The organism is Kitasatospora sp. NPDC004615, from assembly GCF_042873545.1.
Classification (GTDB): domain Bacteria; phylum Actinomycetota; class Actinomycetes; order Streptomycetales; family Streptomycetaceae; genus Kitasatospora.
Map to the genome: position 1 here is coordinate 371578 of NZ_JBIALQ010000008.1, position 26449 is coordinate 398026.

Annotated in this window: 31 protein-coding genes; 8 read left to right on the forward strand and 23 right to left on the reverse strand. The window is 73.2% G+C overall.

Features of this window, described 5'->3' with window-relative positions; genetic code table 11:
* From trpC to hisI, 6 genes are all read right to left on the reverse strand, one after another.
* Positions 1-813 carry an indole-3-glycerol phosphate synthase TrpC gene (gene trpC / locus ACFYS8_RS27865; RefSeq protein ID WP_387645829.1) on the reverse strand — a complete coding sequence of 271 codons (813 nt, stop codon included), beginning with the start codon at positions 811-813 and terminating at the stop codon, positions 1-3.
* Between the two features lie 337 nt (positions 814-1150).
* The gene (locus tag ACFYS8_RS27870) at positions 1151-1576 is read right to left on the reverse strand and encodes a DUF2752 domain-containing protein (RefSeq protein ID WP_387645832.1); all 426 of its coding nucleotides are present in this window, start codon (positions 1574-1576) and stop codon (positions 1151-1153) included.
* Positions 1577-1667: 91 nt separating this feature from the next.
* Positions 1668-1916 (reverse strand): HGxxPAAW family protein, encoded by a 249-nt coding sequence (locus ACFYS8_RS27875; RefSeq protein WP_387645835.1) that lies wholly within the window; start codon positions 1914-1916, stop codon positions 1668-1670.
* Positions 1917-2046: 130 nt separating this feature from the next.
* Positions 2047-2652, reverse strand: a complete 606-nt coding sequence (locus ACFYS8_RS27880) for a TIGR02234 family membrane protein (RefSeq protein WP_387645838.1) — start codon at positions 2650-2652, stop codon at positions 2047-2049.
* 46 nt (positions 2653-2698) lie between these two features.
* On the reverse strand, positions 2699-4201 hold the full coding sequence (locus tag ACFYS8_RS27885) for an anthranilate synthase component I (protein ID WP_387645840.1): 1503 nt from the start codon (positions 4199-4201) through the stop codon (positions 2699-2701).
* A gap of 41 nt (positions 4202-4242) precedes the next feature.
* The gene (gene hisI, locus ACFYS8_RS27890; protein WP_387645842.1) at positions 4243-4617 is read right to left on the reverse strand and encodes a phosphoribosyl-AMP cyclohydrolase; all 375 of its coding nucleotides are present in this window, start codon (positions 4615-4617) and stop codon (positions 4243-4245) included.
* A 109-nt stretch (positions 4618-4726) separates the two neighbouring features.
* Here hisI and ACFYS8_RS27895 point away from each other — a divergent pair, with 109 nt between their 5' ends.
* Positions 4727-5425, forward strand: coding sequence for a hypothetical protein (locus ACFYS8_RS27895; RefSeq protein WP_387645845.1), 699 nt, complete (start codon positions 4727-4729; stop codon positions 5423-5425).
* Positions 5426-5492: 67 nt separating this feature from the next.
* On the opposite strand, the gene ACFYS8_RS27900 is transcribed toward ACFYS8_RS27895, so the two are convergent.
* Both ACFYS8_RS27900 and ACFYS8_RS27905 read right to left on the reverse strand, forming a co-directional pair.
* Positions 5493-7019: a WXG100 family type VII secretion target gene (locus ACFYS8_RS27900; protein ID WP_387645848.1), complete on the reverse strand. Its 1527-nt coding sequence runs from the start codon at positions 7017-7019 to the stop codon at positions 5493-5495.
* Between the two features lie 212 nt (positions 7020-7231).
* Complete coding sequence (locus ACFYS8_RS27905; RefSeq protein WP_387645850.1) at positions 7232-7546, reverse strand: hypothetical protein; 315 nt, start codon at positions 7544-7546, stop codon at positions 7232-7234.
* 143 nt (positions 7547-7689) lie between these two features.
* On the opposite strand from ACFYS8_RS27905, the gene ACFYS8_RS27910 reads away from it, so the two are divergent.
* Positions 7690-8160: a septum formation family protein gene (locus ACFYS8_RS27910; protein ID WP_387645852.1), complete on the forward strand. Its 471-nt coding sequence runs from the start codon at positions 7690-7692 to the stop codon at positions 8158-8160.
* Positions 8161-8236: 76 nt separating this feature from the next.
* A complete protein-coding gene (locus tag ACFYS8_RS27915; protein ID WP_387645854.1) occupies positions 8237-8875 on the forward strand; it encodes a TIGR03085 family metal-binding protein in 639 nt (212 codons plus the stop codon).
* 45 nt (positions 8876-8920) lie between these two features.
* Here ACFYS8_RS27915 and hisF read toward each other — a convergent pair whose 3' ends face one another.
* The 8 genes from hisF to hisD are packed head-to-tail and all read right to left on the reverse strand — an operon-like array spanning position 8921 to position 14673.
* A complete protein-coding gene (hisF, locus tag ACFYS8_RS27920) occupies positions 8921-9691 on the reverse strand; it encodes an imidazole glycerol phosphate synthase subunit HisF (RefSeq protein ID WP_387645857.1) in 771 nt (256 codons plus the stop codon).
* Positions 9688-10122: a RidA family protein gene (locus ACFYS8_RS27925; RefSeq protein ID WP_387645859.1), complete on the reverse strand. Its 435-nt coding sequence runs from the start codon at positions 10120-10122 to the stop codon at positions 9688-9690. Before ACFYS8_RS27925 ends, hisF begins: the two co-directional genes overlap by 4 nt.
* On the reverse strand, positions 10119-10847 hold the full coding sequence (gene priA, locus ACFYS8_RS27930) for a bifunctional 1-(5-phosphoribosyl)-5-((5-phosphoribosylamino)methylideneamino)imidazole-4-carboxamide isomerase/phosphoribosylanthranilate isomerase PriA (protein WP_035861549.1): 729 nt from the start codon (positions 10845-10847) through the stop codon (positions 10119-10121). Before priA ends, ACFYS8_RS27925 begins: the two co-directional genes overlap by 4 nt.
* A gap of 29 nt (positions 10848-10876) precedes the next feature.
* Positions 10877-11512 (reverse strand): imidazole glycerol phosphate synthase subunit HisH, encoded by a 636-nt coding sequence (gene hisH, locus ACFYS8_RS27935; protein ID WP_387645862.1) that lies wholly within the window; start codon positions 11510-11512, stop codon positions 10877-10879.
* A gap of 12 nt (positions 11513-11524) precedes the next feature.
* Positions 11525-11668 (reverse strand): hypothetical protein, encoded by a 144-nt coding sequence (locus ACFYS8_RS27940; protein WP_387645865.1) that lies wholly within the window; start codon positions 11666-11668, stop codon positions 11525-11527.
* Positions 11668-12261, reverse strand: coding sequence for an imidazoleglycerol-phosphate dehydratase HisB (gene hisB, locus ACFYS8_RS27945; protein ID WP_387645867.1), 594 nt, complete (start codon positions 12259-12261; stop codon positions 11668-11670). The genes ACFYS8_RS27940 and hisB overlap by 1 nt, the downstream gene beginning before the upstream one ends.
* 7 nt (positions 12262-12268) lie before the next feature.
* Positions 12269-13369, reverse strand: coding sequence for a histidinol-phosphate transaminase (locus tag ACFYS8_RS27950; protein WP_387645869.1), 1101 nt, complete (start codon positions 13367-13369; stop codon positions 12269-12271).
* Entirely contained in the window at positions 13366-14673 is a 1308-nt protein-coding gene (gene hisD, locus ACFYS8_RS27955) for a histidinol dehydrogenase (protein ID WP_387645871.1), read from the reverse strand. The genes ACFYS8_RS27950 and hisD overlap by 4 nt, the downstream gene beginning before the upstream one ends.
* A gap of 94 nt (positions 14674-14767) precedes the next feature.
* Between hisD and ACFYS8_RS27960 the strand changes: the two genes are divergently transcribed.
* The 3 genes from ACFYS8_RS27960 to ybaK are packed head-to-tail and all read left to right on the forward strand — an operon-like array spanning position 14768 to position 17767.
* Positions 14768-16420 (forward strand): oxidoreductase, encoded by a 1653-nt coding sequence (locus ACFYS8_RS27960; protein WP_387645874.1) that lies wholly within the window; start codon positions 14768-14770, stop codon positions 16418-16420.
* 49 nt (positions 16421-16469) lie between these two features.
* Complete coding sequence (locus tag ACFYS8_RS27965; protein ID WP_387645876.1) at positions 16470-17198, forward strand: LON peptidase substrate-binding domain-containing protein; 729 nt, start codon at positions 16470-16472, stop codon at positions 17196-17198.
* A 14-nt stretch (positions 17199-17212) separates the two neighbouring features.
* Positions 17213-17767: a Cys-tRNA(Pro) deacylase gene (ybaK, locus tag ACFYS8_RS27970; protein ID WP_387645878.1), complete on the forward strand. Its 555-nt coding sequence runs from the start codon at positions 17213-17215 to the stop codon at positions 17765-17767.
* Between the two features lie 76 nt (positions 17768-17843).
* Here the strand turns inward: ybaK and ACFYS8_RS27975 are convergent, their stop codons facing one another.
* The 4 genes from ACFYS8_RS27975 to ACFYS8_RS27990 form a co-directional block, all read right to left on the reverse strand.
* A complete protein-coding gene (locus ACFYS8_RS27975) occupies positions 17844-18464 on the reverse strand; it encodes a hypothetical protein (RefSeq protein WP_387645881.1) in 621 nt (206 codons plus the stop codon).
* 69 nt (positions 18465-18533) lie between these two features.
* On the reverse strand, positions 18534-19334 hold the full coding sequence (locus tag ACFYS8_RS27980) for an ABC transporter permease (RefSeq protein ID WP_387645883.1): 801 nt from the start codon (positions 19332-19334) through the stop codon (positions 18534-18536).
* The gene (locus tag ACFYS8_RS27985; protein WP_387645886.1) at positions 19331-20296 is read right to left on the reverse strand and encodes an ABC transporter ATP-binding protein; all 966 of its coding nucleotides are present in this window, start codon (positions 20294-20296) and stop codon (positions 19331-19333) included. The genes ACFYS8_RS27980 and ACFYS8_RS27985 overlap by 4 nt, the downstream gene beginning before the upstream one ends.
* Positions 20297-20369: 73 nt before the next feature.
* On the reverse strand, positions 20370-21554 hold the full coding sequence (locus ACFYS8_RS27990) for an NYN domain-containing protein (RefSeq protein ID WP_387645888.1): 1185 nt from the start codon (positions 21552-21554) through the stop codon (positions 20370-20372).
* Positions 21555-21734: 180 nt separating this feature from the next.
* Here ACFYS8_RS27990 and ACFYS8_RS27995 point away from each other — a divergent pair, with 180 nt between their 5' ends.
* On the forward strand, positions 21735-22490 hold the full coding sequence (locus ACFYS8_RS27995) for a hypothetical protein (RefSeq protein WP_387645890.1): 756 nt from the start codon (positions 21735-21737) through the stop codon (positions 22488-22490).
* A gap of 51 nt (positions 22491-22541) precedes the next feature.
* On the opposite strand, the gene ACFYS8_RS28000 is transcribed toward ACFYS8_RS27995, so the two are convergent.
* Both ACFYS8_RS28000 and ACFYS8_RS28005 read right to left on the reverse strand, forming a co-directional pair.
* Positions 22542-23570, reverse strand: coding sequence for an aspartate-semialdehyde dehydrogenase (locus ACFYS8_RS28000; RefSeq protein WP_387645893.1), 1029 nt, complete (start codon positions 23568-23570; stop codon positions 22542-22544).
* A 148-nt stretch (positions 23571-23718) separates the two neighbouring features.
* Positions 23719-24588 carry a dihydrodipicolinate synthase family protein gene (locus ACFYS8_RS28005; protein WP_387645896.1) on the reverse strand — a complete coding sequence of 290 codons (870 nt, stop codon included), beginning with the start codon at positions 24586-24588 and terminating at the stop codon, positions 23719-23721.
* Between the two features lie 29 nt (positions 24589-24617).
* Between ACFYS8_RS28005 and ACFYS8_RS28010 the strand changes: the two genes are divergently transcribed.
* Positions 24618-25502 (forward strand): LysR substrate-binding domain-containing protein, encoded by an 885-nt coding sequence (locus ACFYS8_RS28010; RefSeq protein WP_387645898.1) that lies wholly within the window; start codon positions 24618-24620, stop codon positions 25500-25502.
* A 61-nt stretch (positions 25503-25563) separates the two neighbouring features.
* Here the strand turns inward: ACFYS8_RS28010 and ACFYS8_RS28015 are convergent, their stop codons facing one another.
* Positions 25564-26415 carry an alpha/beta fold hydrolase gene (locus ACFYS8_RS28015; RefSeq protein WP_387645900.1) on the reverse strand — a complete coding sequence of 284 codons (852 nt, stop codon included), beginning with the start codon at positions 26413-26415 and terminating at the stop codon, positions 25564-25566.
* Positions 26416-26449 lie beyond the last annotated feature (34 nt).

Below are 26449 nucleotides of genomic sequence, written 5' to 3' on the forward strand. Positions count from 1 at the left end.
TCAGCCCCGCCCGTTGTTGCGCAGCGCCGGGTGCGCCCCGGCGGCGACCAGGTCGGCGACCGCGGTGCGCGGGTCGCGGCCGGTCACCAGGGACTCGCCGACCAGCACCGCGTCGGCGCCCTGGTTGGCGTAGGTGATCAGGTCGTGCGGGCCGCGCACCCCGGACTCGGCGACCTTGACGATGTGCGCCGGGATGGCGTCCACCACGTTGCCGAAGGTGTTCCGGTCGACCTCGAGGGTCTTCAGGTTGCGGGCGTTGACGCCGATGATCTTCGCGCCGGCGTCCACCGCGCGCGCGATCTCCTCCTCGTCGTGCACCTCGACCAGCGGGGTCAGCCCGATCGACTCGGCCCGCTCGATCAGCGAGACCAGGGCCGGCTGCTCCAGCGCGGCAACGATCAGCAGCGCCAGGTCCGCGCCGTGCGCGCGGGCCTCCCACAGCTGGTAGGCGGTGACGATGAAGTCCTTGCGGAGGATCGGCGTCTCGACCGCGGCACGCACCGCGTCCAGGTCGGCCAGCGAGCCGCCGAAGCGGCGCTGCTCGGTGAGCACGCTGATCGCGGCGGCCCCGCCGGCCGCGTAGTCGACCGCCAGCGCGGCCGGGTCGGCGATCGCCGCCAGCGCGCCCTTGGACGGGCTGGAGCGCTTGACCTCGCAGATCACCCGGACACCGTCGCCGCGCAGGGCGGCCACGCCGTCCTTCGCCGCGGGTGCCTTCGCCGCGAGCTCCTTGAGCTCGTCCAGGGAGGTCCGGGCCTGTCGCTCGGCGAGGTCCTGCCGGACCCCGTCGATGATCTCGTCGAGCACAGTCACGCGTGCGCCCCCATCATGTTTCGCTGGTGTGGCCGGGGACACAGGTGCACACCCCCGGCCTTTCGATGGTATCGGGCCCGGGGGGCGCACTCCGCATCCGACCGGCGTGCGTCTCGATCGGCGGACCGCCCGGCGCGCATTCCGGGCCGGTCCGGGACCGCCGGGAACGGGGCTCTCAGACCACCGGGGGCGCGAGCCCGGCGCCGATCGGCAGGTTGCGGAGCACCGCGAAATCGGGCCCGGGGGGGCGCACTCCGCATCCGACCGGCGTGCGTCTCGATCGGCGGACCGCCGGGCGCGCGTTCCGGGCCGGTCCGGGACCGCCGGGAACGGGGTTTCAGACCACCGGGGGCGCGAGCCCGGCGCCGATCGGCAGGTTGCGGAGCACCGCGAACAGGGCCAGCGCCAGCATCAGCACGACCGTCTGCCGGCCGGTCAGCCGGAAGCCGGCGGGGCGGCCGCGCAGCGCCCGCACCGTCCAGCGCAGCCACAGCGCGAGCGCGGCCAGCGCCAGCAGCGTCACCAGCAGGTTGTCGTGGGCGGCGGTCAGCAGCTCGCCCCTGGTCAGCGCGTGCACGCAGCGCAGCCCGCCGCAGCCGGGGCACCACCAGCCGGTGGCCTGCAGCACCGGGCAGACCGGGTAGTGGCCGGGGGTGTTCGGGTCGACCGCGGCGACGAACGCGGTGGGCATCGCCACCGCGACCAGCGCCGCCAGCGGGCGGACCAGGCGGCGCGGCGCAAAGCCGGCAGTGGGAGCGTTCACGGCCACGATTGTGCCCGGGCCGGCCCCGAGGACGCGCCGGAAAACGCCGAACGGCGGGCGCGCGGCCCGCCGTTCGTACCGTGTCCCGCGGTCAGGCCGCGGTGACTGCGCTGCGCTCCTCGGTGGGCGCCGGCGCGAAGTTCTTGCTGGGCTGCTTGCCCATGCCTGCCATCGACATCGCCTTGCCGACGACGCCACCGACCAGGACCACGGCGAGGCCCGCGATGGTCAGCACGACGTTCGGCATGATCATGGCCACGCCGGCCACGCAGAAACCGACGAAGGAAATGACCACGCCGGTCCACGCGGCGGGAGTGTGGCCGTGCGCTGCTGAAGCCATTGATGCTGCTCCTTGTTCTACCTGGGCCCCGCTCGGGCGGTCCTGGGCGGCGCTCGACGGGTTGACACCCCCATTGTGCCGGGCCGAACACGGCGTCCCCAAGCGGGGGCCACCGTGGTGCCGAGCACACTCAGCCGGTGGGGTCCTCGCCGCGGTCCAGCGCCTTCCACAGGTCAGCGGGGCTGTTGGCGCCCGCCGGGGCCTTCCCGGCCGGACGGCTGCGGGTCGGGGCCTCGTAACGGGAGCCCATCGCGGGCCAGTTGCGGCCGAAGCGCACGGTCAGCGCGCCCGCCACGACCAGCAGCAGGCCGCCCGCCAGCGCCACCCACGGCCAGCCGGTGCGGGTGATCTGCTCGGCGTGGCCGCTGGTCAGCCCGAGCTGCCCGGCCGCGGCGGCGTGCAGGCCCGCGGTGTCGGTGCGGCCGATCACCGCCCCGGCGACCGCGCCCACGCCCGCCAGTGCCGTCAGCGCGCCCACCAGCATCCGGGCCCGGCCGCGCACCGCGAACACCGCGACGGCGGCGGCCATCGCCACCAGCGCCATGCCGGTCGGCAGGCCGGTCAGCGTGCTGCCGGAGGCGTGCACCGCGATCCGGCCGCCGTCCGTGCCCGCGACCACCCCCTCCGCCCAGGTGCGGCCGACGGAGGTCAGCAGCAGGGTGGCGCCGAGCGCGGTCAGCAGCAGCATCAGCGCGAGGGGGCCACGGGACTTGGATGCAGCGGGGGTCTCACTCACCCGACCAGTGTCCCCGACCGCACGCGGCGGCCCGCTGCCGGGTCGGTCAGCGCAGCGTGTTCGCGGCGGCGACCGCCCGCAGCACCGCGGTGGCCTTGTTGCGGCACTCGGTGTCCTCGGCGTGCGGGTCGGAATCGGCGACCACGCCCGCCCCGGCCTGCACGTACGCGGTGCCGCCGCGGATCACCGCGGTGCGGATCGCGATCGCGGTGTCCGAGTCCCCGGCGAAGTCCAGGTAGCCGACGCAGCCGCCGTACAGGCCGCGCCGGGTCGGCTCCAGCTCCTCGATGATCTGCATGGCGCGGGGCTTGGGCGCGCCGGACAGCGTGCCGGCCGGGAAGCAGGCGGTGAGCACATCGAGCGCGCTGCGGCCCTCGGCGACCTTGCCGGTGACGGTGGAGACGATGTGCATCACGTGGCTGTAGCGCTCGACCGCCATGAACTCCACCACCTCGACCGAGCCCGGTGCGCAGACCCGGCCCAGGTCGTTGCGGCCCAGGTCGACCAGCATCAGGTGCTCGGCCCGCTCCTTCGGGTCGGCCAGTAGCTCGGCGGCCAGCTCGGCGTCCTCCAGCGCGGTGGCGCCGCGGTGCCGGGTCCCGGCGATCGGGTGCACCATCGCCTCGCCCTCGGCGACCTTGACCAGCGCCTCCGGGCTGGAGCCGACCACGTCGAAGCCGCCCTCCGCGCCGCCGTCCGGGCCGGGGAAGCGGAACAGGTACATGTACGGGCTGGGGTTGGTGGTGCGCAGCACCCGGTAGACGTCCAGCGCGGACGCCTCACAGGGGGCCTCGAAGCGCTGCGAGGGCACCACCTGGAACGCCTCGCCGGCCCGGATCCGCTCCTTCACCACCTCCACCGCCTTGCGGTAGGGCTCGCCGCCGAACGGCGAGTGCGCGTCCACCTCGGTCGGCGTCCAGGTCGCCAGGCCCGGGTCGACGGGGCGGCGCAGGTCGGCCTCCATCGCGTCCAGCCGGGCCACCGCGTCGGCGTACGCCTCGTCCACGCCGGTGGCCAGGTCGTTGTGGTTGACGGCGTTGGCGATCAGCAGCACGGTGCCGGACGCGTGGTCGAGCACGGCCAGGTCGGTGGCCAGCAGCATGGTCAGCTCGGGCAGCCGCAGGTCGTCCGGGGTGAGGTTCGGCAGGTTCTCCAGGCGGCGGACCACGTCGTAGCCGAGGTAGCCGACCAGGCCGCCGGTGAGCGGCGGCAGGCCGTCGTCCGGGTGCCGGGGGGTGTGCAGGGCGGCCAGCGTGGCACGCAGCACCTCCAGCGGGTCGCCGGAGGTCGGGATGCCGACCGGCGGTTCGCCCAGCCAGCGCGCGCCGCCGTCCTGGCCGACCGTCAGAACGGCGCCGGAGCGCACCCCGACGAACGAGTACCTGGTCCAGCTGCCCTGCTCGGCGGACTCCAGCAGGAAGGTGCCGGGCCGCTCGGCCGCCAGGCTGCGGTACACGCCGATCGGGGTGAGGCCGTCCGCGAGGAGCCGGCGGGTGACGGGAATGACCCGGGTGTCTGCGGCGAGCGCGCGGAAAGCCTCAAGTTCCATGGGGCACCGATCAGATGAGAGAGCGGGTGGTCGGGAACAGGCTAGCGGGACAGCGGCAGCACATCGGCGTCGAAACAGGTCCGCTCGCCGGTGTGGCAGGCCGCGCCGACCTGGTCGACCTTGACCAGCAGGGTGTCGCCGTCACAGTCCAGCGCGACGTGCTTGACGTGCTGGAAGTGACCGGAGGTGTCGCCCTTCACCCAGTACTCGTTGCGGCTGCGGCTCCAGTACGTGCAGCGGCCGGTGGTCAGGGTGCGGTGCAGCGCCTCGTCGTCCATCCACCCGAGCATCAGCACCTCGCCGGTGTCGTACTGCTGGGCGACGGCGGGCACCAGACCGTCCGGGGTGCGCTTGAGGCGGGCGGCGATCGCCGGGTCCAGGGCGGTGCTGCCGGGGGCGGCGGGGTTGATCGACATGCAGTCCATTCTCGCAGGCGGGCCCAGCCGGCCCGGGCGGCCCCGCCAGGGCGGTAGTTTGACCCCCGACGAAAAACAGAACCGCTCTGCACGATGGGGGATTTGCCGGGTGAGTCAGTACCAGCCGCAACCAATGCCGACCGTCGCCTTCGGTCACCACCTGCTCCAGCGGACGGCGGGCGAACACCTCTACCCCGGCGAGCCGATGATCGGCACCTGGGCGATGAAACTGGACCGCCTCGCACCGCTCTGGTGGGACCGCGACACCGTCCGCGCCGCGAGCCACGCCCCGCTGGCGTGGATCTACAACTTCTTCGTGCGGCTCTGGTACGGCTTCCTGCTGTACTTCCTGCCGCGCTGGTTCGTCTTCTGGTTCACCCCGGACATCCACCTGCGGCGCCCGTACGGCCTGTCGCTGACCCGGCGCGCCTACCGGGCGATCCGCCGGCCGATGCACGGCGGCTCGCTGAGCGGCGACGAGGGCTCGACGGCCCGGCAGTTCTGGCGGGCGGTACGGACCACGCCCGGCGAGAAGCTGCGGGCCGACCACGACTACTTCACCGTGCTGCTGACGGACCGCCGGCTGCTGATCCTCAGCCGCTGGGACCTCCTGCAGGCCAAGCAGCACTACCGCGCCGTCCCGATGTACGAACTCCCGCTCGGCAGCTGGTGGCTGCGCCCCGACACCCCGAACGACATCTGGGCCGCCCGCCAGGACCTGCTGTTCGCGGACGGCTCCTGGATCGCCCTGGACTTCGAGGACGAGGCCGAGCGCGAGGCGTTCCGCGCGGCGACGGCCGGGCGCTGACCGCACGGACCGCACGACGAGGCCCCGCCGCCGTACCCGGGTACGGCGGCGGGGCCTCGGTCATCTCTCAGCCGAACGCGGTCGCGATCCGCGACTCGTCCACCCGGTACGGCGCCGGGTCGTTGGCCAGGCCCACGTCGTGCAGGAGCTCCTGCTTGATCGCTTCCTTGTTGACGGGGCTCTTCAGGCCCTCCTTGCCGACCGCCATCGCGGACTGGCCGGCCGCCTTCAAAGTGCCCTTGACCGTGCCGTCGCCGCGCTGCACCGGGTCGTCGTCCTCGATGCCGAGCAGGTCTCGGAACTGATTGTTGGCCCACTTGCTGGCCTCACCGTCAAGCTGCTGGGCGGCCTTGGCGATCATCCCCTCGCCCTGCTCCAGCTCCCGCATGCCCTGGACCGCGGTCTTCACGTTCTTGACCTGCTTCAGCGCCCGGCTGACGCTGCTCAGGTTGCGAACCGCCTTCACCGCCTGGCCCATCTCCTTCAGCGCCTTCAGCAGCGCCTCCAGCTTCTGCGCCAGCTGGGTCGAGACCCGGCCCACCCGGGCCACGAAGACGGCGATCTCCGCCTCGGTGATCAGCGCGTCCGCGATCAGGCCGATGCCCATGGTGAACACCGCGATCACCGCCTCGGCGGCCAGCGACACGATCAGCGCCTCGATCGCCTCGCTGATGATCTCGATCACCATGCCCTCGGCCATCGCGCACTCCTGCGCCGCCGAGTTGATGATCTGCGCGGTCTCCAGCATGCCCTGCGCGGTCTGGTCGAGCGCGTCCGCGACCTCGCCCATGTGACCGCCGAACGCGTCGCTGGCGCCGCCCGCCCACGCCTCGGAGAGCGGCACCGCGCCGCCCCGCAGTTCGGTCGCGACCGACTGCACGGCGTGCGCTTGCGCCTGCCACTCCTCGGCGGCCGCGTTCAGCTCCGCGAGGTTGCCGGTGACCTTCTCCAGCATCTCGATCAGGCCGGACTGCTCCAGCGCCCACTCGACCGCCTCGTCGAGCATGCCGCCCAGGCCGTTGCGGTCGGGGTGCTGGGCCGGGGGCAGGTGCGCCATCGCCTGCTCGACCCGGGCGTGCGCCCAGGCGTAGGCGTCACTGGCACCGAGCATTCCGCCCAGGCCGCCCGGCATGCTGCCCGGATCGACGGGGTAGGGGCCGCTCCACATACCGCCGCCACCCCCGGCACCGCGGCCCGGGTCGAAGTGGAAACCCGGGTCCGGGTCGTAGCCCGGGTCCCGCCCGGGGCCGCGCGGAATGAGGTCCTCCCAGCCATCACCCGGCGCCGGCCGCCCGACCGGCCCACCGGAGGCACCCCCGCCGCCCTCGCCGCCACCCTCGCCGGCGCCCGGCTCGGCGGCCGGCGGGTCCTTCGGGCCGAAGATCTGGTCGCCGGCCCACTCGGTACCGCGCTGGGTCAGGCCGTCGAGGATGGTCGAGGCCGAGCCCTTCAGCTTGCCCTTGAACCAGCCGTCCCGCGGATCGACCGCCCCGACCCCGTCGGCGCCACCGTCATCGCCGCCCGTCGGGTGATTCGGCGCCTGCGGAGGCTGTTGCGGGTGCTGCGCCTGCGGAGGCTGCTGCGGGTGCTGCACCTGCGGAGGCTGCTGCGGGTGCGGCATCTGCGGCTGCTGCGGAACACGCGGCTGCGGCGCCTGTTGCTGTGGGGTGCGTCCCAACGTCCGCGGATCCGTCACCGGGCGCGACGGCTGCGGGGCCGGGCGCGGCGGGGGCGGCGGGGGCGGCGTGATCCGGCGCGACGGGGCGGGGGTCGAGACCCTGTTGTTGTTGGAGGAACGGCCCGCCATTACAGGCCACCGCCCATCGTGCGCACCACGTGGTCCTCGTGGTCCATGTAGTTCTGCGAGACGCCCGCCAGCCCCTCGGAGGTGTTGTTGACGGCGTTGCCGAGCACGCCGACGTTCTCCTTGTTGGCGTTCGCGTGCTCCTGGTACGCCGAAGCCAGGTGCTGGGCGTTCGGCAGGTGCCCGAAGGCGTTGGACGAGATGGTGATCGCGGCGGTGGCCGACGCGATCCTGCTCAGCAGTTCGGACTGCTCGGCAAGCAGTGACGCATATCGATCGAGTGCGCCCGGTTCGACCCGAAATCCGCCGTCCCCCATGACAGTTGCCCTCCCTCGGCGACCTTTCAACTGGCCGGTCATCCTACTGATTCGCAGGCAAAGGCTTCGCAAACAGATGTCCGAAAAGCACTGCCGCGCCCATCGCCGAACCATCACAATGGCGGTGGAACCAGGGGGTTGGCATGAGTGGGCGACAGAAGACGGTCCTGACTGCGGTAGTGGCGGTCCTTCTGGCGGCCCTGGCCGCCGTCCTGCTGTGGCCCGAGCCGCACCGGCCGGCCGCCGCTCCACCGCCTCCACCCAGTTCCTCCCCGGCACCTTCACCGAGTCCGACCAAGGAAATTCCGTACCCGTACTTCACCCCGGGCACGTGTTTCCAGGTCCCGCGGCTCAGCAAGGTGCAGCAGCCCATCGCCGTCCCCTGCGACCAGCCGCACGACGCCGAGGCGATCGCCAACGCGGACCTGCCGGACGGTCTGGCCGACCTCCCGGCGATCTTCCGCACCCTGACCGAGCTGTGCAAGGCCCCGACGACGCAGGCCCTCCAGCGCACCGCCGACGGCCCGCGCCACGCCACCTCGGTCGGGCTGCCGCTGGAGTTCTACCAGCAGGGGTTCCGCGGCATCACCTGCGCCCTGACCTTCAAGGCCTGACCCCACCCGTCAGGTGCGTGCAGGATCACGTGCGCGCCAACGTTCAAGGCCCGACCTGCTGCGTAGGCTGTGCGGCATGTCGAGCCTTGCACGGGCCGAGCGTGCCCGTCTTACCGGATTGTTGTCGGCGGCCGGCCCGGACGGGCCGACCTTGTGCGGGGGGTGGCTGACCAGGGATCTGGTGGCCCATCTGGTGGTGCGGGAGGGCCGGCCGGACGCGGCGGCCGGGATCAAGGTGCACGCGCTGGCGAGGTGGACTCGGCGGGTGCAGGACCGCGCGGCGAGGCGCCCGTACGAGCAGTTGGTGAAGTCTTTCCGCTCGGGGCCGCCGGCGTTCTCGCCGTTCAACCTGCCGGGGGTGGACGAGGCGGCGAACCTGCTGGAGTACTTCGTGCACGCGGAGGACGTCCGCCGGGCGGTCCCGTTCGAACCGGAGCCGGTGTCGGCCGAACTGGCGGAGGCGCTGTGGCGGCGGGTCCCGATGGCGGCCCGGCTGGGCGAATCGCGCCCGGCGGTCTCGCTGCGGCTGGCGCGGCCGGACGGCCGGGAGGTGACGATCCGTCGCGGGGCGCGGTCCCTGGTGACGGTGACCGGGGAGCCGGGCGAGCTGGTGCTGTTCCTGTTCGGACGCGGCGCGAAGACGGCGGTGACGGTGCAGGGCGAGCCGGAGGCGGTCGCCGAGCTGGCCGAGGCGCTGCCGCTGCCGGAGAGCTGACGAACCGTTCGACGCCCCCACCGGGCCGGCGGGGGCGTCGCTGCGTCAGCGGACGGGGTGGCCGGTGGTCCGGAGTTCGTCCTTGACCTGGCCGATCGTCAGGTCGCCGAAGTGGAAGACGCTGGCGGCGAGCACGGCGTCGGCGCCGGCGTCGACGGCGGGTGCGAAGTCGGCGAGCTTGCCGGCCCCGCCGGAGGCGATGACGGGCAGCGAGACGGCCTTTCGGACGGCGCCGATCATCTCCAGGTCGTAGCCGTCCTTGGTGCCGTCGGCGTCCATCGAGTTCAGCAGGATCTCGCCGGCGCCGAGTTCGGCGGCCCGCACCGCCCATTCGACGGCGTCCAGGCCGGTGCCCTGGCGGCCGCCGTGGGTGGTGACCTCGAAGCCGGAGGCGGTCTGGGTGCCCTCGGGGCAGCGCCGGGCGTCGACCGACAGGACCAGCACCTGGCGGCCGAAGCGCCGGGCGATCTCGCGGATCAGTTCGGGGCGGGCGATCGCCGCGGTGTTGACGCCGACCTTGTCGGCGCCGGCCCGCAGCAGCTTGTCGACGTCCTCGGTGGTGCGCACGCCGCCGCCGACGGTGAGCGGGATGAACACCTGCTCGGCGGTGCGGCGGACCACGTCGTAGGTGGTCTCCCGGGAGCCGGACGAGGCGGTGATGTCGAGGAAGGTCAACTCGTCGGCGCCCTGGGCGTCGTAGAGCTTGGCGAGTTCGACCGGGTCGCCGGCGTCGCGCAGGTTCTGGAAGTTGACGCCCTTGACGACGCGTCCGGCGTCCACGTCCAGACAGGGGATCACGCGTACTGCGAGTGTCACGGCTGCTTGCCTTCCAAAGTGCGGGCCAGGCCGGGGCGGTGGGCCTCCAGCTCGACCTCGACCATCATCCGGGAGTCGGTCAGGCCCTGCACGACCACCATCGTGGTGACCGGCCGGACCTGGTCGAAGAGTTCCTTGTGGGCGCGGCCGACCTCGTCGCAGTCCCGGACGTGGGTGAGGTACATCCGGGTGCGGACCACGTCGGCGGCGGTGAGTCCGTAGCGGTCGAGCGCCTCGAAGGCCACCTTGAAGGCGGCGATCGTCTGCTCGTACGGGTCGCCCTCGACCATGGCGACCTTGTCGTCGAAGGCGGTGCAGCCCGCGACCAGGACGAAGTCCCCGGCCACCACTGCCCGGGAGTGTCCGTACGCGTCCTCCCGGGAGGACGCTTCGGACTGGGGGGCGTCGGCGGCCGGGGTTTCGTCGGTCATCGGGACACAGCCTCCAGGGCCTCTTCGAGGGTGAACTTCTGCTCGTAGAGGGCCTTGCCGACGATCGAGCCCTCGACGCCCTCCGGCACCAGGGTGGCGATCGCGCGCAGGTCGTCCAGCGACGACACGCCGCCGGAGGCGACCACGGGGCGGTCGGTGGCGGCGCAGACGTCGCGCAGCAGCTGGAGGTTGGGGCCGGTCAGGGTGCCGTCGCGGTTGACGTCGGTGACCACGTAGCGGGCGCAGCCCTCGGAGTCCAGGCGGGCCAGGACGTCGAACAGCTGGCCGCCGTCGCGGGTCCAGCCGCGGCCGCGCAGGGTGGTGCCGACCACGTCGAGGCCGACGGCGATCTTGTCGCCGTGCTCGGCGATCACCTTGGCGACCCACTCGGGGCTCTCCAGGGCGGCGGTGCCGAGGTTGACCCGGGTGCAACCGGTGGCGAGCGCGGCGGCCAGCGACTCGTCGTCGCGGATGCCGCCGGACAGCTCGACCTTGATGTCGAGCCGGCCGGTGACCTCGCGGAGCAGGTCGCGGTTGCTGCCGGTGCCGAACGCGGCGTCCAGGTCGACCAGGTGCAGCCACTCGGCGCCGGCGTTCTGCCAGGCCAGGGCGGCGGCGAGCGGCTCGCCGAAGGAGGTCTCGGTGCCGGAGGCGCCCTTGACCAGGCGGACGGCCTGCCCGTCGCGGACGTCGACGGCGGGCAGCAGTTCGAGGCGGTTGGTCATGATCCGTTGGTCTCCCAAGTCGGAGGGCGTCAGAGGGTGTCGACCCAGTTGGTCAGCAGGGCGGCGCCGGCGTCGCCGGACTTCTCGGGGTGGAACTGGGTGGCCCATAGCGGGCCGTTCTCCACCGCGGCGACGAACGGCTGCCCGTGGGTGGCCCAGGTCACCTTGGGGGCGCGGATCTTCTCGGAGTGGGTCTCCAGCAGCCAGTGCCGCACGCCGTAGGAGTGCACGAAGTAGAACCGGGTGTCGGCGTCCATCCCGGCGAACATCCGGCTGTCCGCGGCGGCGTCGACGGTGTTCCAGCCCATGTGCGGGACGACCGGCGCGTCCAGCGGCTCGACCACGCCGGGCCACTCGTCGCAGCCCTCGGTCTCGATGCCGTGCTCGACACCCTTCTCGAACAGGATCTGCATGCCGACGCAGATCCCCAGCACCGGGCGGCCACCGGCCAGCCGGCGGCCGATGATCTGCTCGCCGCGCACCGCCTTCAGGCCGCGCATGCACGCCTCGAAGGCTCCGACGCCGGGCACCAGCAGGCCGTCCGCGTCCAGCGCCTGCTGGAAGTTGGAGGTGACGGTGACGTTGGCGCCGGTCCGTTCGACGGCGCGCTGGGCGGAGCGCAGGTTGCCGGAGCCGTAGTCCAGCACCACCACGTTCTTGCTCATGTCGCGAAACTCCTAGTAGCGCAGGATGCCGGCGGCCAGCAGCATGGCCGAGGCGAAGCCGAGGACGACGATCACGCTCTTCGGCTTGTCCTGCTTCCAGAACGAGTAGACGCCGGCGGCGAAGAAGAGGCCGAGGAAGATCATTACCGATGCCATCAGAGGGCACCCTTCGTGGATGGGAGGATGCCTTCGGCGCGCGGGTCCCGCTCGGAGGCGTAGCGCAGCGCCCGGGCGAGCGCCTTGAACTGGCACTCCACGATGTGGTGCGCGTTGCGGCCGTACGGCACGTGCACGTGCAGGGCGATCTGGGCCTGTGCGACGAAGGACTCCAAGATGTGCCGGGTCATCGTGGTGTCGTACGAGCCGATCATCGGGGCCATGCCCTCGGGCTCGGTGTGCACCAGGTACGGGCGGCCCGACAGGTCGACGGTGACCTGCGCCAGCGACTCGTCCAGCGGGACGGTGCAGTTACCGAACCGGTAGATGCCGACCTTGTCGCCGAGCGCCTGCCGGAAGGCGGCGCCGAGGGCGAGCGCGGTGTCCTCGATGGTGTGGTGGGTGTCGATGTGCAGGTCGCCGTCGGTCTTCACGGTGAGGTCGAAGAGGCCGTGGCGGCCGAGCTGGTCGAGCATGTGGTCGTAGAACCCGACGCCCGTGGAGACGTCCGTCCTGCCGGTTCCGTCGAGGTCGATCTCGACCAGGACGGAAGTCTCCTTGGTGGTGCGTTCGACGCGGCCGATACGGGACATTGCGGGGTTACAGCTCCTTGATCACATTGGCGACGGCGCCGAGGAAGGCGTCGTTCTCGGCGGGCGTTCCGGCGGTGACGCGCAGCCAGCCGGGCACGCCGTTGTCGCGGACCAGCACGCCCTGGTCGAGGATCGCCTGCCACACCGCGTGGGTGTCGGCGAAGCGGCCGAACTGGATGAAGTTGGCGTCCGAGTCGGTCACTTCGAGGCCGAGCTCGCGCAGCGCGACCACCAGCCGGTCACGCTCGGACTTCAGCTGCGCGACGTAGCCGAGCAGCGTGTCGGTGTGCTCCAGGCAGGCCAGCGCCGTCGCCTGGGTGACCGCCGACAGGTGGTACGGCAGCCGGACCAGCTGCACCGCGTCCACCACGGCCGGATCGGCGGCCAGGTAGCCGAGCCGCAGCCCGGCCGCGCCGAACGCCTTCGACATGGTGCGCGAGACCACCAGATTGGGGCGGCCGGCCAGCAGCGGCAGCAGCGAGGCGCGGTGCGAGAACTCGACGTACGCCTCGTCCACCACCACCATGCTCGGCTTGGCGGCCTGCGCGGCCTCGTACAGCGCGAGCACCGTGTCGGCCTCGACGGCGGTGCCGGTCGGATTGTTCGGCGAGCAGATGAACACCACGTCCGGGCGCAGCTCGGCGATCGCCGCGCGGGCCGCGTCCAGGTCGATGGTGAAGTCCTCGTTGCGCGGGCCGGAGACCCAGGCGGTGCCGGTGCCGCGGGCGATCAGCGCGTGCATCGAGTACGAGGGCTCGAAGCCGATCGCGGTGCGGCCGGGCCCGCCGAAGGTCTGCAGCAGCTGCTGGAGCACCTCGTTGGAGCCGTTGGCGGCCCACACCTGGTCCTTCGTCACGGCGTGGCCGGTGGTGCGGCTCAGGTACGCCGCCAGGCCGGTGCGCAGCTCGACCGCGTCCCGGTCCGGGTAGCGGTTGAGCTGCCGGGCGGCGTCCGCGACCCGCTCGGCGATCCGGGCCACCAGGGGCTCGGGCAGCGGGTACGGGTTCTCGTTGGTGTTCAGCTGGACGGGCACGTCCAACTGCGGTGCGCCGTAAGGGGACTGGCCGCGGAGTTCGTCCCGGACGGGCAGGTCGTCGATCTTCGTCACGAGCTGGGGACACTCCACTCGAATCGGGCCTTGATCGCATCGCCGTGGCCGGGCAGGTCCTCGGCCTCGGACAGGTTGACCACGTGCGCGGCGATGTCGGCCAGCGCCTGGCGGTCGTACTCGACGACCTGGACGCCGCGCAGGAAGGTCTGCACGGACAGGCCCGAGGAGTGGCAGGCGCAGCCGCCGGTCGGCAGCACGTGGTTGGAGCCGGCCGCGTAGTCGCCCAGCGAGACGGGGGTGAAGCGGCCGAGGAAGATCGCGCCGGCGTTGCGCACCCGCTCGGAGACGGCGTGCGGGTCGGCGGTCTGGATCTCCAGGTGCTCGGCGGCGTACGCGTTGACGACGGCCAGGCCCTGGTCCAGGTCGTCGACCAGGATGATGCCGGACTGCGGGCCGCCAAGCGCCTCGGCCACCCGTTCGGAGTGCCGGGTGCGGGCGACCTGGGTCTTCAGCTCGGCCTCCACCGCGTCGGCCAGCTCCGCCGAGGCGGTGACCAGCACCGAACCGGAGGTCGGGCCGTGCTCGGCCTGGCTGATCAGGTCGGCGGCGACCTCGGCGGCGTCCGCCGTGTCGTCCGCGAGCACCATGATCTCGGTCGGGCCGGCCTCGGAGTCGATGCCGATCCGGCCGGCGAACAGCCGCTTGGCGGCCGCCACGTAGATGTTGCCGGGGCCGGTGACCAGGTTGACGGGCGCGCACTCCTCGGTGCCGAGCGCGAACATCGCCACCGCCTGGGCGCCGCCCACCGCGTACACCTCGTCCACGCCGAGCAGCGCGCACGCCGCCAGGATGGTCGGGTGCACCCGGCCGCCGAACGCCTTCTGCGGCGGCGAGGTGACGGCGATGCCGGTCACTCCGGCCTCCTGGGCGGGCACCACATTCATCACAACGGAGGACGGGTAGACCGCCAGACCGCCCGGCACGTACAGGCCGACCCGGTCCACCGGCACCCAGCGCTGGGTGACGGTGCCGCCCGGCACCACCTGTGTGGTGTGGCCGGTGCGCCGCTGGTCGCCGTGGACGGCGCGGGCCCGGCGGATCGACTCCTCCAGCGCGGCGCGCACCTTCGGGTCGAGCTGCTCCAGGGCCTCGGCGATCTGCTCGGCCGGGACACGGGTGGACGTCAGCCGCACCCCGTCGAAACGCTCGGTGATCTCTATCAACGCCGCCACGCCACGATGGCGTACGTCCTCCGCGATCGGCCGCACCTTCTCAAGGGCGGCCTCCACGTCGAACTCGGCACGGGGCAGCACGTCGCGGGGGTCCTGGTCGGAGCCGCGGAGGTCGATTCGAGAGATCACAGGCCCAAGTGTAAGGAGTGGCGAAAAACGACATCCGGGCATTTCAGTCCGTGATACGAAAGGTGAGACGGCTACAAGATCATCGGGGGGCGCGGTGGATCAGGCACCGGACGACTGGACGGACACCGAGCGCGGGCTGTGGGAGGCGTTCCGCCACGGCGACGTGTACGACCTGCGGGCCGACCGCTCCGACCCCCGCACCGACCTGGTCCGGCCCGCCCCCGCCGGGCAGGCCGTCCGCCCGGACGACGAGAGCCGCGGCCCCGACGACCCGTTCGACTCCACCCCCTGGGGGCCGGAGCGCACCGTCCGCGCCGAAGTGATCGCCCGGCTGCTGTTGCACGGCCCCGCCCCCGCGCCCGGCAAGGTCACCTCGCTCAAGCTCACCGGCGCCCGGATCACCGGCCGGCTCGACCTGGCCGGCGGCCGGATCGACGGCTACGTCGAGCTGCGGCTGTGCCGCTTCGACCACAAGCTGCTGCTCTCCGAGGCCTCCGCCGCCACCCTGCGGCTGGTCTCCTGCGCACTCCCCCGGCTGGAGGCGTCCCGGATCGCCACCGAGGGCGACCTGCACCTGGCCCGCTGCGGCATACCCGCCGGCGTCCGGCTCACCGACGCCCGGATCGGCACCGACCTGCTGCTCAACCAGTCCGCCATCGGCCCCGACAGCTTCGGGCGCTCGCTGTCCGCCGACGGGATCGGCGTCAACCAGGACTGCGAGGCCGAACGGCTCGACGTGCTCGGCGAGGTGGGCCTGCGCTCGGCCCGGATCGGCGGCCGCCTCTCGCTGCGCGGCGCCACCCTGCGGGCCTCGCCCGTCAACCCCAACGCGCTCAACGCCCCGCGGATCACCATCGGCCACACCCTGTACCTGTCCGGCTCCGCCGACGCCGACTGGACCGGCTCCCGCACCGTCTACGGCTCCGGCTACGGCGAACCCGCCACCGCCGCCTACGAGGACGTCACCCACACCCCGTTCCGCTCCTGGGGCCGGGTCCGGCTCTCCGACGCCCGCTTCGACAACGCCTGCCTGATCACCGCCGCCGAGTTCCACCTCGGCCCCGACCAGGAACTCTCCCTCAACCGGATCCAGACCCCCGAGCTCCGCTTCACCTGCCGAACCCCGCCCACCGGCACCGTCAGCCTCAACCGCGCCCGGATCGGCAACCTGGTCGACTCCCCCGGCGCCTGGCCCACCGACCGGCACATCTCACTCACCGGCTTCAGCTACGAATCGCTCCGCCCCGCCGAGCCCTTCCCGCTGGAACGCCGCGTCGAATGGCTGGAGTCCGGCGCCGAGTTCCGCCCCGAGGCCTACGAGCAGCTCGCCGCCGCCCTGCGCCGCGACGGCGCCGACGAGGACGCCCGCACCGTCCTGCTGGCCAAGCAGCGCCGCCGCCGCGCCACCCTGCCGCTGCCCGGCCGGCTCTGGGGCCACCTCCAGGACGCCGCCGTCGGCTACGGCTACCGCCCCGGCCGCGCCGCCACCTGGCTGGTCCTCGCCTGGGCGCTCGGCACCATCTACTTCCAGGAGCACCCGCCCGAGCCGATCAAACCCGACGAAAAGGTGATGTGGAACCCCGCCCTGTACGCCGCCGGCAAGGTCCTCCCGCTGATCGACCTCGGCCAGGCCGGCTGGAACCCCGACCGCCCCGGCCAGTGGGTCGCCACCGCCCTGGTCCTGACCGGCTGGGTCCTCGCCACCACCGCCGTCGCCGGCGTCACCCGGCTCCTCCAGCGCGGCTAGCCGGTAAGTCCGGAGCGGCGGCGGCCCCACGGGAACTACGCTGTCCGCCGTGACTGATCGGCTCCCGCTCTTCCCGCTCAACACCGTCCTGTACCCGGGACTGGTGTTGCCCCTGCACGTCTTCGAGGAGCGCTACCGCCGGCTGGTCGCCGACCTGAAGAAGCTGCCCGAGGACGAACCCCGCCGCTTCGGCGTGATCGCCCTCCGGGACGGTCGCGAGGTCGCTCCGGTCCGCGAACTCGACGAGCCCGCAGGCCCGTTGGACGGCATCGGCGCCCCCGGCGAGGACCCGCTGGACGCCCTCCACCCGGTCGGCTGCGTCGCCGACGTCGCCTCCGTCCGCGACCAGCCCGAGGGCCGCTACGAACTCCTCGTCACCGGCACCACCCGGTTCCGGCTCCGCGCGATCGACGCCACCGGCCCCTACCTCGTCGGCGACGTCTCCATGCTGCCCGAACAACCCGGCGAGGGCTCCGGCGCACTCGCCGCCGGCGTCGAACGCGCCTTCCGCACCTACCAGAAACGACTGGCCGGCGCCCGCGAAGCCACCCTCAACGGCGAACCCGAGCTCCCCGACGACCCGCAGGTGCTCTCCTACCTGGTCGCCGCCGCCACCACCCTGCCGGTGGCCGTCAAGCAGGAACTCCTCGCCTGCCCCGACACCGCGCAGCGCCTCACCCGCGAACTCGAACTGCTCCGCCAGGAGAGCGCGGTGATCGCCAAACTCCCGTCCCTGCCCGCCACCGACCTCACCCGCCAGGCCTTCAGCCCGAACTGAGGACACCCCCACCCATGGCCAAGAAGAAGACCGCCGGCGGCACCCCCGCGACCGTCGCCCTCGACACCGCCGCGGTCCCGTTCACCGTCCACGAGTACGCCCACGACCCCGCCGCGAGCTCCTACGGCGCGGAGGCCGCCGAAGTCCTCGGCGTGCCGCCGGCCCGCGTCTTCAAGACCCTCCTCGCCGAGACCGACGGCGCCCTCGCCGTAGCCGTCGTCCCCGTCTCCGGCCAACTCGACCTCAAGGCCCTCGCCACCGCGCTCGGCGCGAAACGCGCCACCATGGCCGACCCCACCGCCGCCGAACGCTCCACCGGCTACGTCCTCGGCGGCATCTCCCCGCTCGGCCAGCGCAAGAAGCTCCGCACCGTCATCGACACCACCGCCCTGACCCACCCCACGATCTACGTCTCCGCAGGCAAGCGCGGCATGGAAATCGAACTCGCCCCGGCGGACCTGATCCGCCTCACCAACGCGGTCACTTGGGCGATCAGGCGAAATCAGGGGCGCGAGGAACTGCGCGAAGGGGAACGCACCCAACCGCAAGATCGCGACGCAGGACAATGACCTGCACGTGATCGCGACCTTGCGGACGTGACTTGCGCTTGTCGCGCAGTTCCCCGCGCCCCTGTCCTCGCACCCGCTACTGCTGCGCCCAGTACGGCGGCCGGTCCGGCTCCCGCTTGCCGAACGTCGCCGACAGCGCCAGCAGCACGATCGTCGCCGTCATCGGCCACACCAGCAACGCCCCGTGCGCCGTGAGCTCCAGCGGCCCGTCGAACGTGCCGCCGTTGCCGACGGCCAGCGCGTGCGCCCGCAGGTCCGTCGTGGGGCCGAGCCGAGTGCCGAGCTGCCAGCCGATGACCGAGCCGAGGAGGCCGCCGACGGTGAGGCCGACGGCGACGGCGATGCCGCCGCCGCGGGCGCGGGTCCAGAGGAAGGCGCCGAGGGCGGTGGCGACGCCGAGGGCGAGGCCGAGGAGGGAGAAGACGCCGACGGCGGCGATCTGGGCTTCGCCTTCGGGATCGCGGTAGAGGATCCGGTTGTCCTGGACCTCGAACCCGATCCGGGGGGCGAGCCAGAGCCAGAGCAGGCCGAGCACGACGCCGAGGACCGCTCCGGCGACAGCGATGATCGCTCCGATCCGCAGTTCGGGGCCGACCGGTGGCCGCTCGACGGGGGCGGGCGGCTGGTGCGGGTGGGGCGGGGCGAACGGGTCCGCCCCGGGCGGCGTGTTACCCGCAGGTGTGTTCGGTACGGTCACGGCCCCATCGTCCCACGGCCGCCCCCGCCGCTGTCGATCTCCCGGCGGTGCAAGTTCCCCGGGGAGGAGCTAGCGGGCGGCCCGCCGGTACGCCCAGGTGGCGAGCGTCAGCGAGCCGAGGCCGACCGCGCCGCAGACGCCGAGGTCGAGCAGGACGCGGGCCCAGTCGGGGTGCGGGGCGAAGGTGAGGGCGAAGGCGTCGACGCCGTAGCTGGAGGGCAGCAGGTCGCGCAGCCACTGCACCGGGACGGGCAGCCGGGAGGCCGGCAGGACGCCCAGCAGCAGCGCCGCGGACATGCCCAACTGCCCGGCGAGGGTGGCGAGTTCCTGGCGGGGGGCGAGCAGCCCGAGCGCCGCGCCGAGTCCGGCGAGCGCGGCGCCGGCCAGCGGGATCACCGCGAACAGGATCCACAGCCGGCCCATCGGCAGCCCGAACATCCAGCTGCCGGCGGCGGCGGTGACGAACACGCCGGGCACGGTGAAGGAGGCGTACGCGGCGGCCGTGCCGAGCACCACGGAGGCGGGCGGGACGGGCAGCGTCGCGTAGTGGTCGAGGCCGCCGGTGTGGCGGAGCCGGCCGAAGTACTGGGCGAGCAGGTTGAGTGCCACGAAGGCGACGACCAGGACGGCGGAGCCGGCCACCACGGCGTGCGCGGAGGGATTGTCGCCGGGGTCGACGACGCCACGCATCATCACCAGGATGCCGATGGACTGGAAGGTCGCGACGAACAGCAGCGGGATCCGGGAGACCTTGGCGCGGGCCAGCTGGGCGCGGTAGACGGCGGCCAGCGCCGGCAGCAGCCGGGCGGCGGGGGCCAGCGGGGCGGCCTGCCCGGTGCCGGTGTCGGCGGGGGCGTCGAGCAGGGTCATCGGGTGAGTCCTTCGTGCCGGCCGCCGAGTCGGAGGTAGGCGTCCTCCAGGGTGGGGGTGGCGAGGGTGAAGTCGTCGAGGGCGGCGAAGGCGGGGCCGGTGGTGACGGCGGCGACCAGTTCGCGGGCCTCGTCGGGGGTGGTGCGCAGGGTCCAGCGGCGGCCGGTGCGCTCGGCGCGTTCGGCGAGCGCGGCGACGGCGGGGACGCCGGTGGGGGCGTCGTGGCGCCACACCAGGTCGAGTCGGACGTGACCGTCGACCAGGGCCTTGAGGCCGCCGGGGGTGTCGCAGGCGATGACCTTGCCGCCGTCGATCACGGCGACCCGGTCGAGCACGGTCTCGGCCTCGATGACGTTGTGGGTGACCAGCAGCACGGTGGTGCCGCGCTCGGCGCGGCGGCGGTCGACGGCGCTCCAGACGGCGCGGCGGGCGACCGGGTCCATGCCGGTGGTGGGCTCGTCCAGCACCAGCAGCGGGCGTTCGCCGACCAGGGTGGCGGCGAAGCAGGCGAGGCGGCGCTGGCCGCCGGAGAGCTTGGCGAGCGGGCGGTGGGCGAGCGGTTCGAGGCCGAGTTCGGTGATCACCTCGGCGGTCTCGGCGCGGGCGGCGGCGCGGGACAGGCCGCGCAGCCGGCCGGTGGTCTCGGCGGCGAGGGCGACGGTGAGCTCGTCGAGGGCGGTGGATTCCTGGCCGAGGTAGCCGAGCAGCCGGGCGGCCCGTTCGGGGTGACGGACGATGTCGTGGCCGAGCAGCTCGATGGTGCCGGCGTCGGGGCGGAGCAGGCCGGTGAGCTGGCGGACCAGGGTGGACTTACCGGCGCCGTTGGGTCCGAGCAGCCCGAAGATCTCGCCGCGTCGGACGGCGAGATCGATGCCGTCGTTGGCCAGGACCTCGGTGCCGCCCGCCCGATAGGTCTTGACCAGGCCGCTGACGGTGCAGCAGCCCTGAGGTGCCTTGCTCACGACGGAAGACTCTACGCGCCGCGGGGGACGTTCCGGGCATGCGGGTCACACCGAAAGCAGCCGTCGGCGGTGGTCAGCTGTCCTCCAGTGCCTCCGCGGGACGCCGGGTGTCGGGGACGCGGGCGGCCAGTTCCTTCCAGAAGCCCTCCCGGATCGCGTACCTGTCCTGCTCGTCGATCTGGTCCTCCTTGTGCGCGAGCAGGCCGAACCGGGCGGCGTAGCGCAGCAGTTCGCCGTCGAGGCGGTGCGGGATCCGCGGGTGGTCGGTCCACAGCAGGGCGGGGCGGTCGGTGGTGGCGAGGCGGTCGAGCCAGCGGCGGGCGAAGACCTGGCCGACCTCCTGGGGGTCGCCGCCGACGCTGGTGATGTCCTCCTCGCGGTCGGCCCAGCGCTGGGCGGCGGTGGTGAGGCGGTCCAGGGTGGGCAGGGTGTCGGCGGCGCCGGTGGTGTCGGTGCGCTCCAGCCAGCCGCGGTCGGAGGACCAGCGCAGCACCGGCCCGCCGAGCGCGGCGGCCGGTGGTACGGGCACGGGTGCGAGGACGGGGGCGCGGCCGGCCAGGTCCTTGGGGGTGGGGATGACCCGTAACGGGGCGGTCCGCCCGCTGGGGGCGGCCGCGGCGGCGGGGGCGGTGGCGCGCGGGCGGGGCGGGGTGGGCAGCACGGCGACCGGCGCGACGACGGGGGTGACGACAGCGGGTTCGGTGGCGGCCTCCCGGGGGCGGGCCCAGCGTTCGATCCAGGCGCGGTCGAGCACCCGGCGTTCGTCGGCCTCGCCGACGAGTTCCTCGGACTGGTTGAAGTCGCCGTCGGCGGCCTCCAGCGCCCACAGGTGGACGGCCACGCCGTGCTCCTTGGCGGAGGCGACGCCGGGCAGCAGGTCGCCGTCGCCGGTGACCAGCACCACGTCTGCGCAGGCGTGGTTGCGGGCGAGTTCGCTGAGTTCGGCGTGCATCGCGGCGTCCACGCCCTTCTGCACCCAGCGCCCCTCCGCGCGGGTGAGCGCGCCGAGCCGGACGGTGACCCGGGGCAGCACTCTGAGGCGCCGGTGTTCGGGCGCGGGTCTGCGGTCGATGGCGGCGTCGAACCAGTAGATCCGCAGCAGCGGCAGCCCGGTCTCCTCCTCGGCGCGTTCACGCAGCGCGCCGATCAGCACCGGGTGGTCGACGGCGATCCGGGACCGGCCGGGTTCTCCCGCGAGCAGGCTGGCGGCGGCGCCCAGCAGGTAGCCCGCGTCGACCAGGACGACGCAGCGGTCCATCTGGCACCTCCTCCTCGGCCCGGCGCCGCGGCGGTGGGGACGCCGCCCGGCGGTCCGGCCCACCGTTGCGCACACCTTTCCCCTTCGTTCGCTCGGTGAACCGCGTCGAACGGTTCGGCTCGCGACCCTGGATACTGGGACACCGTGCGGAAGAGTGCAGTGGCATTGTGCGGAGTGGCGGTGATCGGAGCGGTCGCCATCGTCCTGGTGCCCTCGACCGTTCCGGAGACCTCCCAGGGGGACACCTCGCTGGTCTCGGTGGTGGTCAACGGCGGCCGCACGGTCGAGCTCGGCCCGACCGAGACCCGGACCTTCCCGGTGGAGGTGACGGCGACGGACCGTTCCGGCATCCGCACTGTCGATCCGATAGGTCTGTGGGGCCCGAACTACGCGACCCTCAAGGTCGGCCCGATGAGCTGCGTCCCGCTGGACGCCACCGGCACGGTGAGCCGCTGCACGGGCGAGGCGACGGCCTCGGCGACCTCCCGGGTGCTGTTCGACGACCAGGCCGGCACCTGGTTCGTGGACCTGCGGATCCAGGCCAACGACGGCGACCGCTACGTGTCGAAGTCGGCGGGCGGTTTCTCGCTGAAGCGGACGGCGCAGTTCGACCAGGCGTCCTGCCCCACGACGGCGGTCGACGGCCAGAGCATCCAGCTGCAGGCGCGGCTCCGGCGCACCATGTGGGACGAGGGCGGCTACATTCCGCAGCGCGGCACGACGGTGTACCTGCAGTTCCGCCCGACCGGCTCGGACAACTGGTCCACGCTGACGGCGACCAACAGCAACGCCGAGGGCATGGTGTCGATACGACTCGAGGCCAGCATGTCGGGCACGTACCAGTGGTACACGGCGGGCGACAAGTGGACGGGATCGGCGACCTCGGCGGAGCTGCCGATCACCGTCACCCCGAAACAGGCGCACCCCGGGCAATGAGCGCGAAGGGGCGCCGGGGAGGTTCCCCGGCGCCCCTGGTGGCTCTGCCGATCAGCCGCGCAGTTCGGCGGCGACCAGTTCGGCGATCTGCACCGCGTTGAGCGCGGCACCCTTGCGCAGGTTGTCGTTGGACAGGAACAGCGACAGGCCGTTGTCGACGGTCTCGTCCACCCGGATCCGGCCGACGTAGCTCGGGTCCTGGCCGGCGGCCTGGAGCGGGGTGGGGATGTCGGTGAGGACGACGCCGGGGGCGTCGGTCAGCAGCTCGGTGGCGCGCTCGGGGCTGAGCGGGCGGGCGAAGCGGGCGTTGACCTGGAGCGAGTGGCCGGTGAAGACCGGGACGCGCACGCAGGTGCCGGAGACCTTCAGTTCGGGGATGCCGAGGATCTTGCGGCTCTCGTGGCGGAGCTTCTGCTCCTCGTCGGTCTCGTTGCTGCCGTCGTCCACCAGCGCGCCGGCGAACGGCAGCACGTTGAACGCGATCGGACGCTTGTAGACGCCCGGCGCGGGGAACTCGACGGCCGCGCCGTCGTGCACCAGCGCGGTGGCGTCGTCGACGACCTTGCGGGCCTGCTCGTGCAGCTCGGAGACGCCGGCCAGGCCGGAGCCGGAGACCGCCTGGTAGGTGGAGACCACCAGCGAGACCAGCTCGGACTCGCCGTGCAGCGGCCGCAGCACGGGCATCGCGGCCATCGTGGTGCAGTTCGGGTTGGCGATGATGCCCTTGGGGCGCTCGGCGATCGCCTCGGGGTTGACCTCGGCGACGACCAGCGGGACCTCGGGGTCGCGGCGCCAGGCGGAGGAGTTGTCGATGACGACGGCTCCGGCCTCGGCGACCTTCGGGGCGAGGGCCTTGGAGGTGGACCCGCCGGCGGAGAAGATCACGATGTCGAGACCGCGGTAGTCGGCCGTGGTGGCGTCCTCGACGGTGACCTCGGTGTCCTTCCAGGGCAGCGTGCGCCCGGCCGAGCGGGCCGAGGCGAACAGCCGCAGCTGCTCGACCGGAAAGTTGCGCTCCGCCAGGATCTCGCGGACCACGCCGCCGACCTGACCGGTGGCTCCTACGATGCCGACCTTCATCCGAGTCTCCTCCTCCTACGTTGTGCAAAGCCATCATGCCTTGTCAGAGCGGGTGCGCGCGGGGGCGTCCCAAGGCGTGAACGCCTGCCGTCCGAGGCGGCAATCCCTTTCGTCGGGGCGCCCGCGGGCCGCAAATTCTGCGCGGATCTCAGCCGTGCGCGAGCAGCGGCAGCCGCACCGCCGGGGTGGGGATGCGCCCGGCGCGGTGCAGCAGCGCCTTGAGCGCGGTCGGGTTGGGTCCGGCGAACGCGGCCCGGGACACCTCGGCCAGCTCCGCGCCGAGCTTGCGGGCCAGCGGCACGTCACCGTCCGCCCAGGCCCGGTGCAGGGCGACGAAACGGGCGGTCTCCAGGTGTGCGGAGGCCAGGATGCCGCCGTCGGCACCGAGCGCGAGCAGCGGGGACAGGAACAGGTCGTCGCCGACCAGCACCCCGCGCGGTTCGGCGCCCAGCAGCGCGACGGCCTGCTCGTCGATCCCGCCGGGGGCGTACTTGAGGCCCGCGACCTGCGGCAGCGCCAGCAGTTCCAGCAGCGTGGCGGCGCCGAGCGGCTGCCCGGTGCGGTACGGGATGTGGTAGATCACCAGCGGCACGGGGCTGGTGGCGGCCAGTTCCCGGAAGTGCGCGAGCACCCCGGCCTCGCCGGGACGGACGAACGCCGGGACGGCGACCAGTGCCGCGTCCGCCCGCCCGTCCAGCCGGGCCAGCGCCTCGGCGGTGCGCGCGGTGCCGCCGTGCCCGGCGCCGACCGTCAGCACGGCCCCGTACTCGGTGGTGACGCGCCGGCACAGTTCGACCACCGCGTCCTGTTCGGCGTCGGTGAGGGATCCGGGTTCGCCGGTGGTGCCGAGGGCGACCAGTCCGGCGGCGCCGGCGTCCAGGCTGTCGCGGGCCAGCTGCTCCAGCGCGTCCAGGGCGAGGGCGCCGTCGGCGGTGAACGGAGTGACCAGCGGGACGTGAATGCCGTGGAGTTCCATGGGGGAAGCGTGCCGGGCGCCGACCGTGCGGGTCCAGTTCACATTTCCGATGCTTCTCGTAAGCTGAGCCGATGCTTGATGTGCGACGACTGCGGCTGCTGCGCGAACTGGCCCACCTGGGGACGATCGCGGCGGTGGCGGACGCCCTGGCGTTCAGTCCTTCGGCGGTGTCCCAGCAACTGTCGGTGCTGGAACGGGAGGCCGGGGTGCCGCTGCTGGAGCGCACCGGGCGGCGGGTGGCGCTGACCCCCGCCGGGCGGAACCTGGTGCGGCACACCGAGGCGGTGCTGGAGCTGCTGGAGCGGGCGGACGCCGAACTGGCGCACGCCCGCAGCGGCCTGGCCGGCCCGCTGCGGATCGGCGCCTACCCGTCCGCGGTGCGCGCCCTGGTCCCCGCCGCGCTGGCCGAACTGGCCGCCCGGCACCCCGAGTTGGAGGCCATGGTCAGCGAGGTCGACCCGGCCGCGGTGGCGGCGGCGCTGCGCGCGGGCGAACTGGACCTGGCGCTGGTGCACGAGTACGACCTGGTGCCGGCCGAACCGGCGGAGGGCATCGCGCTGACCGGCCCGGTGTTCGCCGAGCCGATGTACCTGGCGGCCCGCAGCGCCGGCACCCTCGCCGACCACCAGCACAGCCCGTGGATCACCGCCCCGCCCGGCACCCTCTGCCACGAACTGACCGAACGCGCCTGCCAGGCCGCCGGGTTCAGCCCCCGGGTCCGGCACCGGGTGGACGACTTCGCGGCCCAGCTCGCCCTGGTGGCGGCCGGCCAGGGCGTGGCCCTGGTCCCCCACCTGGGCACCGGCCACTGCCCCCCGAACGTCACCCTGACCCGCCTGCCGATCTACCGCCGCACCCGCACCGCCTTCCGCGCGGGCGCCGCCGCCCATCCCGCCGTGGCCGCCTTCGCGGCGGCCCTGCACACGGCCGTCCCGGCCGAACTGCGCGCCGCCTGACGCCCGTTCGGCCCGTTCGATCAATTCAGCACCCTCAGCCCGTTCAGCCCGTTCAGCCCGTTCAGCCCGCGAACTCCCGGATCAGCCGCCAGACTTCGGCGGGCCGCTCCTCCTGCATGAAGTGCCCGCCGCCCTCGACCAGCCCGGTGCTGAGCGCCCGCACCCCGGCCGCCCGCAGGCCGGCGGCGTACGCGTCGAGGTCGACGGGTTCGCGGGTGCCGCGCAGGTAGAGCAGCGGGGTGTCGACGGGCCCGGCGGCGGCGGATTCGGCGTTGTCGCGGGCGTCCTGCCCGAAGGCCCGGTAGAGGTCGAACCCGGCGGTGAGCTGCCCGGGTTCGCGGTAGGCGGCGGCCTGGTCGGCGCGCGATTCGGGGGTGATCCGGTCGGGGTCGGCGGACAGCACCCGGTAGAAGTACGCGAAGTAGGCCTCCTGCCGGCCGTCGACCAGCGTCTCGGGCAGGTCGGGGACGGCGTGCAGGCCGAAGTGCCAGATGTACGGGTTGCCCAGCACCTGCTCCCAGGGCGCGACGCCGGGCAGCACGGTGTTCATCACCACCACCCGGTCGACGGCGTCGAAGGCCCGCAGGTAGGCGTACGCGGCCATGCCGCCGGCGTCGTGGCCGACCAACGTGGTTCCGGTGAGGCCGAGTTGGCCGATCAGCGCGTGTACGGCGGCGGCGATCCGCCGCTTGGAGCCGCCGACGCCGCCGGTGGAGCGGCCGATGCCGGGCAGGTCGACGGCGAGCAGGCGGGCCTCGTCGCCGGCCGCGGCCATCACGCCCTGCCAGGTGCGGGAGGACTCGGGCCAGCCGTGCAGCAGCAGGAAGGGGCGGCCGTCGGGGTCGCCGGATTCCACGACGTGCAGGGAGAGTTCACCAACGGGCACCTGATGGCGCCTCAGTTCGATCGACATGCGACATGTCTACCAAAAGACATGGATCATGTCG

Coding starts and splice junctions, on each gene's coding strand:
- ACFYS8_RS27875 (WP_387645835.1), bottom strand. CDS start 1,916: ATGGCTTCAGCAGCGCACGGCCACACTCCCGCCGCGTGGACCGGCGTG.
- ACFYS8_RS27885 (WP_387645840.1), bottom strand. CDS start 4,201: ATGGAACTTGAGGCTTTCCGCGCGCTCGCCGCAGACACCCGGGTCATT.
- hisI (WP_387645842.1), bottom strand. CDS start 4,617: ATGTCGATCAACCCCGCCGCCCCCGGCAGCACCGCCCTGGACCCGGCG.
- ACFYS8_RS27905 (WP_387645850.1), bottom strand. CDS start 7,546: ATGGGGGACGGCGGATTTCGGGTCGAACCGGGCGCACTCGATCGATAT.
- ACFYS8_RS27910 (WP_387645852.1), top strand. CDS start 7,690: ATGAGTGGGCGACAGAAGACGGTCCTGACTGCGGTAGTGGCGGTCCTT.
- ACFYS8_RS27915 (WP_387645854.1), top strand. CDS start 8,237: ATGTCGAGCCTTGCACGGGCCGAGCGTGCCCGTCTTACCGGATTGTTG.
- ACFYS8_RS27925 (WP_387645859.1), bottom strand. CDS start 10,122: ATGACCGACGAAACCCCGGCCGCCGACGCCCCCCAGTCCGAAGCGTCC.
- priA (WP_035861549.1), bottom strand. CDS start 10,847: ATGACCAACCGCCTCGAACTGCTGCCCGCCGTCGACGTCCGCGACGGG.
- hisH (WP_387645862.1), bottom strand. CDS start 11,512: ATGAGCAAGAACGTGGTGGTGCTGGACTACGGCTCCGGCAACCTGCGC.
- ACFYS8_RS27940 (WP_387645865.1), bottom strand. CDS start 11,668: ATGGCATCGGTAATGATCTTCCTCGGCCTCTTCTTCGCCGCCGGCGTC.
- hisB (WP_387645867.1), bottom strand. CDS start 12,261: ATGTCCCGTATCGGCCGCGTCGAACGCACCACCAAGGAGACTTCCGTC.
- ybaK (WP_387645878.1), top strand. CDS start 17,213: ATGGCCAAGAAGAAGACCGCCGGCGGCACCCCCGCGACCGTCGCCCTC.
- ACFYS8_RS27980 (WP_387645883.1), bottom strand. CDS start 19,334: ATGACCCTGCTCGACGCCCCCGCCGACACCGGCACCGGGCAGGCCGCC.
- ACFYS8_RS27990 (WP_387645888.1), bottom strand. CDS start 21,554: ATGGACCGCTGCGTCGTCCTGGTCGACGCGGGCTACCTGCTGGGCGCC.
- ACFYS8_RS28000 (WP_387645893.1), bottom strand. CDS start 23,570: ATGAAGGTCGGCATCGTAGGAGCCACCGGTCAGGTCGGCGGCGTGGTC.
- ACFYS8_RS28010 (WP_387645898.1), top strand. CDS start 24,618: ATGCTTGATGTGCGACGACTGCGGCTGCTGCGCGAACTGGCCCACCTG.
- ACFYS8_RS28015 (WP_387645900.1), bottom strand. CDS start 26,415: ATGTCGATCGAACTGAGGCGCCATCAGGTGCCCGTTGGTGAACTCTCC.